Source organism: Rhodanobacter sp. UC4437_H4, from assembly GCF_052978425.1.
The window spans coordinates 179,246-190,471 of sequence record NZ_CM129673.1; the positions used below are offsets into that span (position 1 = coordinate 179,246).

At 69.9% G+C, this 11,226-nt stretch carries 11 protein-coding genes; 6 read left to right on the forward strand and 5 right to left on the reverse strand.

Annotated features, from left to right (window positions below; all coding sequences use genetic code 11):
- The first annotated feature begins 103 nt into the window (after nt 1-103).
- The 4 genes from pdxR (at nt 104) to ACVCL3_RS00960 (ending at nt 3,367) form a co-directional block, all read left to right on the forward strand.
- Nucleotides 104-1,537 (forward strand): MocR-like pyridoxine biosynthesis transcription factor PdxR, encoded by a 1,434-nt coding sequence (pdxR, locus tag ACVCL3_RS00945; RefSeq protein ID WP_447098735.1) that lies wholly within the window; start codon nt 104-106, stop codon nt 1,535-1,537.
- A gap of 132 nt (nt 1,538-1,669) precedes the next feature.
- A complete protein-coding gene (locus tag ACVCL3_RS00950; RefSeq protein ID WP_447100209.1) occupies nt 1,670-2,083 on the forward strand; it encodes a CC0125/CC1285 family lipoprotein in 414 nt (137 codons plus the stop codon).
- Entirely contained in the window at nt 2,080-2,532 is a 453-nt protein-coding gene (locus ACVCL3_RS00955; RefSeq protein WP_447100210.1) for a hypothetical protein, read from the forward strand. The genes ACVCL3_RS00950 and ACVCL3_RS00955 overlap by 4 nt, the downstream gene beginning before the upstream one ends.
- Before the next feature lie 76 nt (nt 2,533-2,608).
- On the forward strand, nt 2,609-3,367 hold the full coding sequence (locus tag ACVCL3_RS00960) for a hypothetical protein (protein ID WP_447100211.1): 759 nt from the start codon (nt 2,609-2,611) through the stop codon (nt 3,365-3,367).
- A gap of 19 nt (nt 3,368-3,386) precedes the next feature.
- On the opposite strand, the gene ACVCL3_RS00965 is transcribed toward ACVCL3_RS00960, so the two are convergent.
- The 5 genes from ACVCL3_RS00965 to ACVCL3_RS00985 are packed head-to-tail and all read right to left on the reverse strand — an operon-like array spanning nt 3,387 to nt 7,231.
- On the reverse strand, nt 3,387-4,040 hold the full coding sequence (locus ACVCL3_RS00965; RefSeq protein ID WP_447100212.1) for a hypothetical protein: 654 nt from the start codon (nt 4,038-4,040) through the stop codon (nt 3,387-3,389).
- 42 nt (nt 4,041-4,082) lie between these two features.
- On the reverse strand, nt 4,083-4,832 hold the full coding sequence (locus ACVCL3_RS00970) for a hypothetical protein (protein WP_447100213.1): 750 nt from the start codon (nt 4,830-4,832) through the stop codon (nt 4,083-4,085).
- A gap of 11 nt (nt 4,833-4,843) precedes the next feature.
- Nucleotides 4,844-5,821, reverse strand: a complete 978-nt coding sequence (locus ACVCL3_RS00975; RefSeq protein WP_447100214.1) for a hypothetical protein — start codon at nt 5,819-5,821, stop codon at nt 4,844-4,846.
- A 56-nt stretch (nt 5,822-5,877) separates the two neighbouring features.
- Complete coding sequence (locus tag ACVCL3_RS00980) at nt 5,878-6,933, reverse strand: hypothetical protein (RefSeq protein WP_447100215.1); 1,056 nt, start codon at nt 6,931-6,933, stop codon at nt 5,878-5,880.
- Nucleotides 6,934-6,979: 46 nt separating this feature from the next.
- Nucleotides 6,980-7,231, reverse strand: a complete 252-nt coding sequence (locus ACVCL3_RS00985) for a hypothetical protein (protein ID WP_447100216.1) — start codon at nt 7,229-7,231, stop codon at nt 6,980-6,982.
- 152 nt (nt 7,232-7,383) lie between these two features.
- Between ACVCL3_RS00985 and ACVCL3_RS00990 the strand changes: the two genes are divergently transcribed.
- Nucleotides 7,384-10,134, forward strand: a complete 2,751-nt coding sequence (locus ACVCL3_RS00990) for a protein kinase domain-containing protein (RefSeq protein WP_447100217.1) — start codon at nt 7,384-7,386, stop codon at nt 10,132-10,134.
- Nucleotides 10,135-10,398: 264 nt separating this feature from the next.
- Entirely contained in the window at nt 10,399-11,175 is a 777-nt protein-coding gene (locus ACVCL3_RS00995; protein ID WP_395118904.1) for a TenA family transcriptional regulator, read from the forward strand.
- Nucleotides 11,176-11,226 lie beyond the last annotated feature (51 nt).

The window sequence follows — 11,226 nt, forward strand, 5'->3', positions numbered from 1 at the left end:
GCCCGCCGGCTTTTCGACTCGGGAACGGCGGGCGGCGCCCGCCGTACGGTGCCGACTCTAGGCATAATCTGGACCTGTGATTGATCCATTCCCGAGAGATTCCATGGAACCAGTTTTTCCGTTCCCCGTGCTGCTGCCGCGTGGCTCAGGCACGCTCACGCAGGCGCTGCACCAGCAATTGCGCGCGGCGATCCTGGACGGCCGCCTGCCACCACACGCCGCGTTGCCCGCCACGCGGAAAGTGGCCGAGGCCCTGGGCGTGGCGCGAAATACCGTGGTCGCCGCCTACGACCTGCTGATCGCGGAGGGTTACCTGGCCCCACGTCAGGGCGCCCGGCCGCGGGTCGCCGAGTTCGTTCGGCGGCGATCCAGGCCGGTGCACACGGGCGCGGACGAATCGCGTTTCGCGCCGGCATGGCGCACGCCGTTCCTGCAGCCGTCGCCGGCGCGCAGCCTGCCCGAGCGAAATTTCCGTCTGGGCATTCCCGACCACCGCCATTTTCCGCACGAGGTGTGGCGCCGGCTGATGGCGCAGACGCTGCGCCAGAGCGCCCGCGAACCGTTCGCCTATGCGCCGTCGCAAGGCATCCCTGCCTTGCGCGAGGCGATCGCGCAGCACGTCGCGTTCACCCGCGCGGTGGCCTGCGGCGCCGACGATGTGATCGTCACCTCCGGCGCGCAGCAGGCGTTCGACCTGATCGCCCGCCTGCTGGTCACGCCGGGGCAGACGAAGGTGGCGGTGGAGGAACCGGGCTACCCGCCGGTGCGCGCCGCGTTCGCCGCCGCCGGCGCGCAACTGGTGCCGCTGCCGGTGGACGACGAGGGTCTGTGCGTCGAGCGCCTGCCCGACGACGTGCGCATCATCAGCGTCACCCCGTCGCACCAGTCGCCCACCGGCGTGGCGATGTCGCTGCGTCGGCGTGCCGACTTGCTCGACTTCGCGCGTCGTCGCCATGCGGTGATCGTGGAGGACGACTACGACGGCGAGTTCCGCTTCGGCGACCGTCCGCTCGATGCGCTGCAAACGCTGGACCGCGACGGCCTGGTGTTCTACGTCGGCACTTTCTCCAAGAGCATGTTTCCCTCGCTGCGCAAGGGCTTCGTGGTGGCGCCGGCGTGGGCGCGCAGCGGGCTGGTCACCGTCAAGCACTGCGTCGACTCGCATTGCGACGGCATAACCCAGGCCGCGCTTGCCGCCTTCATCCGCGACGGCCACCTCGCGCGGCACGTGCGCCACATGCGGCCGATCTACGCCGAGCGTCGCGCGGCCCTGCTCGACGCGCTGCAGGGTGAACTCGGCCGCTGGTTGCAACCGATTCCCTCCGAAGCCGGCCTGCATCTGGCCGCGCGATTCCGCGATCCCGCGCGGGCGGCCCGGCTCATGCCGATCATCCTGCGCCACGCCGTCGGCGCCGAATCCACCGCCAGCTACGCGATGACGCGCACGATCGAGCCGGCGGTGACGTTCGGCTACGGCGTGATCGATCCGCACGCCATCACCAGGGCGTTCGCCCAGTTGCGCCGCGCCCTGGCCTGAAGCGCTTGCGGCCACCGGGGTGGCCGTGCATCATCGCGCGGCACGCGTCGGCGGATACGCATCGAGGCGGCTTTTCGCCGCGACAGGCTGGCGAGGGAACGGGGGAAGGGGATGGGAAGAAGGATGTGGGCGATGGTGGCCGCCCTGCTGCTTGGCGGCTGCGCCACGGGCTATCACTCCGACAAGGGGGTGATCCGCGGTTACACCGGCGGTTACTGGGAGCAGCCCGGCCCGGGTGAACTGCTCAAGGTGGGTTTCTCCGGCAACGGCTACATCGACCGCGACACCACCCACGCCTATCTGATGTACCGCTGCGCCGAGCTGGCGCTGCAGCGGCACAAACGGTATTTCCGCCTGTACGAATCGCTGCCGGATGCCATCCGCGACCGCCCCACCATGGACCTCACCGTTGGCCGGGTGGCGGGCGACATGGGCGACTGGGTGTTCGTGCTGTTCGACCAGGACTACTCCGCCGGCGACCTCGACGCGGGCGAGATCGAGAAGCGCTACGTCTCTTATGTCCATGCACAGGCAGGCCACCGATGAGCGCCGATCACGTCACCCGCCGGCTGCTGACCGCCGTGGCCGCTGCCGTTCTTGGCGGCTGCGCGGGGCTGCCGATGTACCAGCCGGCGGCCGGCCAGCCGCTGGCCACGATCAAGCTGTCGCCGAACCTGGCCAGCCAGGCGATGCCGCTGAGTTTCTGCGATGGTCGCCGGTGCTACGACCTCAAGAGCAGCCACGGCGAGCTGAAGGTGCCGACGGGCGAGCGCCTGATGCTGTTCAAGGTGCTGGTGGCCAGCGGCTACCAGCGGATGTATTCGTGTTCGCCCGACCTGACCTTCGTGCCCTATCCGGGCGTGGTCTATTACGCGGACTTTGCGTTGCGCGCGGAGCACTGCGTGCTGGGCCTGTATCGCGATGCGCCGGCCAGCCGCGTGGGCATCCTGTTCGAGCCGACCGTGCGCGCGGTGCCGCACAAGTACGCAGGCTGAGCCATCGGCGGCAGCGGCCGTGTAGGCGCCGCGCGGGCAGGTGATACTGGCTGCCCCTGTCCACTGGAACCGCACCATGACCTCACGCGTGATCCTCGCCGCGTTGCTTGCCGCGCTCACCCTGCCGGCGCTGGCCCGAGCCGATGCCGTGTCGGATCTGCGCACCACGCTGGGCAAGCTGCGGCCCGCGCAACCGCTGGTGGCGACGGCGCGCGTCAACAGCACGGTGAAGCAGGAAGACGGCAAGACCGAACGCGCGCAGTTGCAGCTGGGCGTGCGCAGTGGCGCTGACGGGCTGGAGCTGCGCTTTTCCCCCGAGCTGCTCCAGCGCGCGGCCGCCGAGGCCGCGGTGAACGCGAAGGACAAGGACGCCCCCACGCCGATCCGGGACCTGCTCGCCCAGCTCAGCCCCGTCAGCGTGCAGCCGATGGTCGACTACGCGCCGGTGCTGCTGCGCCAGCTCGACGGCGCCACCCTGGCCAGCCAGCGCGATGACACGCACGCGGGCAGGCCGGCGCGCCTGCTGGTGTTCGACGTGCCGATGCCGCCCTCGGCGAACAAGGAGATGTCGGTCAAGAAGTACACCGGCCAGCTCAGCGTCTGGCTGGGCGCCGATGGCGTGCCCGTGGCGGTGCGCAACGTGCTGGAGATCAAGGGCCGCAAGCTGCTCATCAGCATCGAGTTCGGCACCACCACCGACTACGCGTTGCAGCAGGTCGGCACGCGCCTGCTGGCGGTGTCGCGGCGCACCGAGGAGAACCATTCGATGCTCGGCCACGACGGTAGCAGCGTGACCGAGGCGACGCTGACTCCGCTGCCTGCCGCCGGCGGCTGAGCCCGCGCCGCCGACTGCCCTAGTTCCGGTGCTTCGACAGGGCGTGCAGCAACAGCCCGACGCCGTCGGCGACCTGGCCGCTGCGATCGTGTCCGTCGGCCGTGCCGAGCAAGCCCGGCTTGCTGCGCAGCTGCTGGAAGTCCAGCGAGTACTGGTTGCCCACGCGCACCTTCTGCTGGCCGGGGATGGGCTGCAGATCCTCCACCGGCAGGTCGGCGGCGAAGACGTTGCCGACCGGTGTCGACGCGACACTGCGGCTGAAGATCCAGCTGGCCGTGCGGCTTGATCCCGGCGCGATGGTGAAGTTGCCCTTGACCCCGCTGCGGCTGATTACCGCGATGCCGACGATGCGCTCGGGATAACGCCAGTCGATGGAATAGGTGTTGCCGTAGTTGTCGGTCATGGTCGCGGCGCCGCGCCATGGAAAGGCCAGCGAGACGGGCTCGCTGCCGGTGTTGCGGAAGCGCACGTTGAGGCGCACGAAGTGGGTGCGATGCGCACGGTCCCAGGACGGGTTGAGCGAGATCACCTCAGCCACGAACGGACCGGCATCGAAGCAGGAGACGCCGGCACAGTCGGCCGCGTGGGCGGGGACGTCCGGAATGGCCACGGCGAACAGCGTGGCCAGCGCAAGTGCGGGCAGGCGGGTGGCGATGGCGCGGATTCGGATCATGATGATGGCTCCTGGGCTGGTGGAGGGGTGAGAGGTCTGCGGTCAGTCCTTGATGGCCGTGACGCGCGCCACGGTGCTGCCGCTGCGGCTGTCGCGAAGGTTCCACGAGTCGACGTGCGCCACCACGGTTCCACCGCCGGGGCCCGGCAACACCTTGCGGATGTGCAGGGTGGCATCGAGCAGCAGCGAGTCGTTGCCGATCCGGTCGACGATTGCCTGCGCCTGGTCTTTCGGCACGCTCCAGCTCTGTGCGGTCAGCGCGTTGTCGAACTTGAGGTTTATGGTCTGCCCCTGTGCCTTGAACGTGTAGACCGCGCCGGGCGACAGCGCGCCCACGGTGAACTCGCCGTAGGTGGGGTCGTAGCTGCTGAGGCCTGCCTGGAGGGTGAGTTGCAGGACACCCACGCCGCGCACCGCCGCCAGGCCGGCCTCGAACTCGGCCCGCACGGCGGCGCGGTGCGCTGCCTTGTCGATACCGGGTGCGTAGCGCACGCGGTGATCGTCCTCCACCCACTGGTCGACCGGCGGGGTGATGCCGGCCAGGTCGTAATAGAGGAACACCATGGTGGCGTTGTCCGGGTTGTTCAGCGTGCCGCTGCGGCCGGTCAGGCCGCCGGCATCGGCGCCGGACGCCCCGACGCCGACCGGTTGCGCCGGTGTTGCCGCGGCCGCCGCCGGTTCGCGCGCTGCCGCAGTGGCACTCGGCGCCGCGGGCGATTTGCCGCAACCGGCCAGCAACAGCGCCGCCAGCACAAGGCAGAGCGCGGTGCGCGGGGTCTGAATCATGCGCATGGCCGCGTACCTCACAGTTCCGGCGCCTGGGCGTTCTTGCCCGCGTCGCGCACCTGTTGCGCGCGGCGTTCGGCGTCCATCGCCCGCAGCCCCTGCTGGGTGTCGGTCAATGCCTGGTAGCCGCCGGCCTGGTCGACCACGCCGACCTGCAGGTACTGCGCCAGCGCCGGATTGCTACGCAGCGGAATCACGTTGGCAGCGACCACCACGCCGCAATCCGCCGACAGACTCACGCCGCTGTCCGGGTCGGCGGCGCCGTGGCACCGGTTGAACAGCGGCGAGGTCTCGGTGATCAGGCGCCCGCGCGGGTCGTAGGCCCAGCGCAGCTGGTGGGTGTCGCCCTGGTCGCTGCGCTCGGTGGAGGCGCCGTACTTTGCCAGCAAGGCCTGTTCGACGCTATCCACGGTCGGGTTGCGATCCTGCTCGAACCACTGCTCGCGGGCCACGCTGATGGCCTTCTCATGGCCCGGCATGCCCATCGTGGCGACGAACCACTTCGACTGGCCCGGCTGCATGTCCTGGCGCCGCGCGTTCATGCCCCGCGCCATCGCATCGCGCTGCATCTCCTGCATGATCTGACGGCCGCTCTTGTGCACTCGCGGCTCGGCGAAGCGCGCGCTGAAGCCCTGGCGGACGGTCTGCCCGAAAGTGCTGATCTCGAAGCCGCGACTGTTCTCGGGCTTGATCACCAGCAGGGGGCCGCTGCACATCACGGCGTTGGCGGCCTGCTCATAGCTCATGCCGGGGCGCACGCCGACGATGTCGTCCACCGGCGTCCTCGCAGCGTTCGGTGCGGCATCGGCCGGGCAGTCGACATCGCCTCGTGCGGCGGCGGCGACGTCCTCGGCCGATGCGTCACCGGACGGCGTCGCCGCCGTGGCAGCGGCGCGGTTGTCGCTTCCGGCGGTGGCTGCGCCGGGCTTGTCCGCGCTGCAGGCGCAGAGCAGGCCGGCGATCAGCAGGAGACCTGCAAGCTGTGTGGTGTGCATGGTGCTGGTCCTCATGGAAGGGAAAGGAAGTGCCGGGGTTGCGCAGGCCGGCGCGTTCATGCATCCGGCGGCGGCGTGTTGTTGCCGGTACCGCTGCCGTGCTCGCGGGCGAGCCGGGCGGCGCGGGCCTGTGCCGCGCGCGCCCTCTGCTGCACACGCTCCGCCTGCGTGCGCATCTGCGCTTCGAGGGCTGCCGGGTCGAGGTCGCGCGCGGTGTCGTCGAAGATCACCACCCAGCCGCTGGCGTAGACCACCAGGCCCATGCTGAAGGCGAGGAAGTACAGCACCAGCGAGGAGGCACCCGCCGCGCGCAAGCCGGGCAGCGCGCCGAGCAGGCCGCTGCCCATCCCGCCCATGGCACCGAACATGGGGTTGCCGTAGCCGCCCGGCGGGCCGTAGCCGGCGTGGCCGATGTGGACCATCTGCTGCAGCGCGCCGGACGTGGCCACGCCGAGCGAGACGATCAGCACGGCAAGCACGATCACGAACGCGGCCATCAGGTTGAGCAGCACGCCGCGCAGCGCGGTGTCGAACAGCCGCGAGCGAATCACCAGCACCGTGGTGGCGACGATGCCGAACACCGAGCGCCCGTTGCAGGCAGCCACCGCCGCCAGCGGCACGGCGATGAACAGCAATGCGTACAGCGCCACGCCCACCACCAGGGCCACCACCGGAAACACCACATAGTTGAGCGGTGGCCCGATGCCGGGGATCTGGGTGACCAGGAACAGCGCACCGGCCGCCAGCAGCAACAGCAGCATCGCAAGGCACAACAGCAGCATCGCCAGCAGCACCTTGATCGCGGCAAAGAAGCCGCTGATGGCCGCGACCGCGATGCCGGCGGGTCGCTGCCCGCGAGCGACCTGCAACTGACGCAGCGTCACGGCGCAGTAGCCGGCTTCACCGACCAGCCAGGCGAACACCATCAGCAACAGGCCGAAGGTCGAGCCGATGCTGCCGGCGGCGAAGCCGGCCGTGGCCAGCGCCGCGAGCGCCAGCGCCAGGATCGCCGCCAGCGCGACCAGGGCGAGGTTGGCCGGGCTGCGCAAGGCTTCCAGGGCAGAGAGAAAGCTGCCGGGTCCGGCAGCGCTTGCAGTGGTTGGCGTGGACATCGGGATCACCTCGTGGCGGATGGACGTTCAACGGGTACGACGGTGGTCATTCGCGGCAGGCCACTTGCAGGGTGTTGCCGTGGCAGCGCAGCCGGTCGGCGGTGGCCGCCTTGCCGTTGACCGCGCACACGGCACCCATCTGGTGCACCAGCTCGCGATCGCGGTTCATGGCGCTGATGCGCGCCTCGTTGCAGCCGCTGGCATCGACATCGACCCAACTGGTCCGCTGGTCGCAGCCCGCGGCACAGGCCAGGATCAGCAACAGCGATGCGGCGGACGGATGCGGCAGGGAAGACATGGCGGGTTTTGCGGCAGTGGCGGCGGGCAGGGCCGATTGGCGCACGTCGGCGGCCGTCAGGTCGTCACGGCGGTCTAACCGATCCCTAACGGCGGCGGCAATCGCCCGCGGGGCGCGGCTCGCGCCGCATCGCCATCTGCGGCATAGTGCCCATGGGGGTGCCTATGCAGCCGGTCGAACAGGGCGACGAACAACCGCTTTATCGGTACGCCTTCGGCAACGTCGAATTCGACGAGGCGCGCGGCGAGTTGCGCGTCGACGGCCAGCCGGTGGAACTGGAGCAGCGCCCGCAGCAGGTGCTCGCCTGCCTGCTGCGCCGCGCCGACGAGGTGGTGCCGCGTGAAGAGTTGTTCGCCACGGTATGGGGCGCGCGGCCCACCGTGGACAACGTGCTGGCCAACGCGGTCGCCAAGCTGCGCAAGGCATTCGGTACCGACGGACACCGGCGCATCGTCAATCTGCCGAGGATCGGTTATCGCCTGCAGGGGCCGGTCGAACGCACGGTTTCCGGTCGGCGCCTGCGCAGCCTGCTGGCGCTGGCAGCCGGGCAGAGCGTACCGGGGCGCGAACACTTCCGCCTGCGCGAGCAGCTCGGGCCGGCGCGTGGCAGCGAGGTCTGGCTGGCCCGCCACGACAAGACCGGCGAATTGCGCGTGTACAAGTTCAGCGCCGATGGTGAGCGCCTGGCGGCGCTCAAGCGCGAGGCCACGATCTACCGGCTGCTGCGCGAGAGCCTGGGCGAGCGCGTCGATTTCGTTCGCGTGATCGACTGGAACTTCGCCACCGCGCCGTTCTATCTGGAGTGCGAGTACGGCGGCGAAGACCTGGCGCAATGGGTCACCGGCTCACCCGGCCTGGCCGCGCTGGACTTGCCGCAGCGGTTGCAGCTGTTCCTGCAGATCGCCGATGCCATCGTCGCCGCGCACGGAGTCGGCGTGCTGCACAAGGACATCAAGCCGGCCAACGTGCTGATGCGTCCGGCGGGCGGGGGCTGGCAGCCCCGATTGGCGGATTTCGGTGCCAGCCGACTGCTCGAGCCCGAACGCTTGCAGGAACTGGGCATTACCGCGCTGGGCCTGACCCTGACTCAAGCGGCCGGCGACTCGAACGCCACCCCGCTGTACCTGGCGCCGGAGCTGCTGGCGGGGCAACCGCCGACGGTGCAGAGCGACGTCTATGCCCTGGGCCTGATGCTGTACCAGCTGGCAGTGGGCGACCTGCGCCGGCCGCTGGCACCCGGATGGGAGGCCGACATCGACGACGAGCTGCTGCGCGAGGACATCGCCGCGGCGACCGACGGTGCGCCTGCAAGACGGCTCCGCAGCGTGGCCGAGCTGTGCGCGCGACTGCGCCGGCGCGAGGCGCGGCAGGTCGAACGCAGCCGGCTGCGCGAAGCCGAGGCGCGCGCGCATCGTGCCGAGCGGCGCCTGCAGCGCAGCCGCGCGCGACGGCCGTGGATCGTCGCCGCCGTGCTGCTGCTGCTGGTCGGTCTGGTCACCAGCCTGTGGCAATTCCAGCGCACCCGCGTGGCCCGCGACGAAGCGCAGCGGCAGGCTGCGTTGGCTACCGCGACCAACCAATTCCTCAACGAGGACCTGCTGGGTGCCGGCATCGGCGGTGACTCGCCGGCGTGGTACGAGAAGAACCCCCGCCTGAGCGACATCCTCGATGCCGCGGCCACGCGCGTGGACCAGCGCTTCGGCAAGGCACCGCTGCTGGCGGCCGGCCTGCACCAGACCCTGGGCCGCGCGTATCGCAGCACGGGCGATTACCGCAAGGCGCTGGCCCACCTGCTGGCCGCGGCCGGTTTGCTGCGCCAGAAGCTCGGTCGTGCCGATGAACGCAGCCTGCTGGCCGAGTACGAGCTGGTGGTGATGCAGGCGCACATGTCGCAGTTCAGGCAGGCCATGGCGCGCCTCGACGAGGCCGATGCGGCCGCCGGCGTGCGCCGCCAGACGGTGTCAGAGGTGAGCCTGCGCTCGCACATGGCGCGCGGGGACCTGGCCTACCAGCAGTTGCAAGTGCAGGTGGCGCTGGACAACTACCGTGCCGCGCTGACCATGCAGAAGATCCTGCATCCGGACGACGCCCTGATGTCCGCCCACTTGCTGCTGGGCATCGCCGGCTGCCAGCTGCGCCTGGACCGGGCCGCCGAGGCCGAACGGATCGCCCGCGAAGTGCTGGGCGGGCCGGCCTACACCGCGCAGCGCGTGGGCCGGGCGGTGCTGGCGCTGGCGCATTCGCGGCTGGGCGACGCGCTGCGCGCCCAGGGGCACTACGCTGCGGCCATCGTGGCCACGCAGCAGGCGCTGGCGGACTACGAGGCGACGCAAGGTCCCGGCGGGCAGGGCACGATCACGGCGCTGAGTTCGCTGGGCTACCTGTATTCGCTGAACGGCGACGAGGCCAGGGCGCTGGTGGTGCAGCGCGACGTCTACCGGCGCGCGCTGGCGCGCTGGGGACCTCGCCACCAGTACACCCTGGTCGAGCAGCTCAACCTTGGATCGCAGGAGCAGGAGGCCGGTGACTTGCCCGCTGCGCTGGCTGATCTGCGCGCGGCCGAGGATGGACTGGTGGAGGTCTCCGGCGAGCACAGTCCCACAGTGCAGGCGGCCCGCGTCGCGCGCGCCGACGTGCTCAGCCAGCTGGGTCGTCACGCCGAAGCGCTGGCCCTGATCGAGCACGTCAATCCGGCGGCCTACCAGGCCAGCACTGCCGATCCAGGCCGCGCCTCCGTGCTTGGCGCGTTGCGTGCGCAGATCCTGCTGCGCATGGGGCGGCGCGCCGAGGGCACCGCACGGATGCAGCAGGCGCTGCGCGAGATGAGCGCTGCCGGCGTGGCGGAGGAGGAAATCGCCCGCTACCGCAAGGATCTGCCCGAGAACGCGGTGGCCGCGCAGTGATTGCCGACGGCTTGTTCGCGAACCCGCGAAAGCCGGCCAGGCACCCGGACGTCCAGACCGCCGACTGGAGTGAATGGGCAGAGTGCGACATGGTATCCAGACCTCGACCCCTGCCGGGCGCACGCTGTGCGCGCGGCCAGTGCAGTCGATGCAACTGTTTTCGCGGCGTCGCCAGAGGCGGCACGCGATCGGGACCGGCAGCAATCCAGCGCGCGGTCAGGCAAGGCGAACCACCGCAACACCCACCTGTACAGGAGATGGAAGATGAACACCCGTTTTGAACGTACCGGCCCGCTCACCGAACTGACCAGCTACCCTCAATGGGCGCAGGACATGGTGGCCGATTGCGAAGCCGCCAAGCAAGGCGTCGTGCGGCACGAGATGTGGGACCTGATGAGGGAGGCTTCGCTCAGCCACACGGCGACGCGTCACTTCATGGTCGGGATCTGGCCGGTGATCGAGCGTTTCCCGGCGTACATGGCGCTGAGCCTGCTCAAGACCCGCTTCGGCCGCAGCCCCGGCGACAACCTGGCCCGGCGCTGGCTGGTGCGCAACATCCGCGTGGAGCAGAACCATGCCGAATACTGGCTCAACTGGGCCGAAGGCGCGGGCGTTGAGCGCGAGGACGTGCTGAACGGCCGGGCGCCGCACGGCACCGGTACCCTGGCGGACTGGTGCGAGGAGATTTGCGCCAGCGGTTCGCTGGCGGCGAGCATCGCAGCCACCAATTACGCCGTCGAGGGGGCCACTGGCGAGTGGTCGCAGCGCGTATACGAAAGCAAGGCCTATGCCGAGAGCTTCGCGCCGAAGGAACGTGCCGGCAGTTTGCGCTGGCTTCAACTTCATGCCGCTTATGACGATACCCATCCGTGGGAGGCGCTGGAGATCGTCTGCACGTTGATGGGGACGACCCCGGCCGCGCACGACGTGGAACATATTGCCAGTTGCATCAAGCGCAGCTATGTAAGCATGCGCATCAGCATGGATCATTGCATCGGCACGCGTTACGAGTTGGAGGCCCTGAGGGAAGCCGCCGCCTGACGTACCGAACTGCAGCAACCAAGGAGCACGCAGTGGGTCACAAGGCACCAG

Coding starts and splice junctions, on each gene's coding strand:
- ACVCL3_RS00990 (WP_447100217.1), top strand. CDS start 7,384: ATGGGGGTGCCTATGCAGCCGGTCGAACAGGGCGACGAACAACCGCTT.
- ACVCL3_RS00970 (WP_447100213.1), bottom strand. CDS start 4,832: ATGCGCATGATTCAGACCCCGCGCACCGCGCTCTGCCTTGTGCTGGCG.
- pdxR (WP_447098735.1), top strand. CDS start 104: ATGGAACCAGTTTTTCCGTTCCCCGTGCTGCTGCCGCGTGGCTCAGGC.
- ACVCL3_RS00995 (WP_395118904.1), top strand. CDS start 10,399: ATGAACACCCGTTTTGAACGTACCGGCCCGCTCACCGAACTGACCAGC.
- ACVCL3_RS00975 (WP_447100214.1), bottom strand. CDS start 5,821: ATGCACACCACACAGCTTGCAGGTCTCCTGCTGATCGCCGGCCTGCTC.
- ACVCL3_RS00965 (WP_447100212.1), bottom strand. CDS start 4,040: ATGATCCGAATCCGCGCCATCGCCACCCGCCTGCCCGCACTTGCGCTG.
- ACVCL3_RS00960 (WP_447100211.1), top strand. CDS start 2,609: ATGACCTCACGCGTGATCCTCGCCGCGTTGCTTGCCGCGCTCACCCTG.
- ACVCL3_RS00950 (WP_447100209.1), top strand. CDS start 1,670: ATGGTGGCCGCCCTGCTGCTTGGCGGCTGCGCCACGGGCTATCACTCC.
- ACVCL3_RS00985 (WP_447100216.1), bottom strand. CDS start 7,231: ATGTCTTCCCTGCCGCATCCGTCCGCCGCATCGCTGTTGCTGATCCTG.
- ACVCL3_RS00955 (WP_447100210.1), top strand. CDS start 2,080: ATGAGCGCCGATCACGTCACCCGCCGGCTGCTGACCGCCGTGGCCGCT.
- ACVCL3_RS00980 (WP_447100215.1), bottom strand. CDS start 6,933: ATGTCCACGCCAACCACTGCAAGCGCTGCCGGACCCGGCAGCTTTCTC.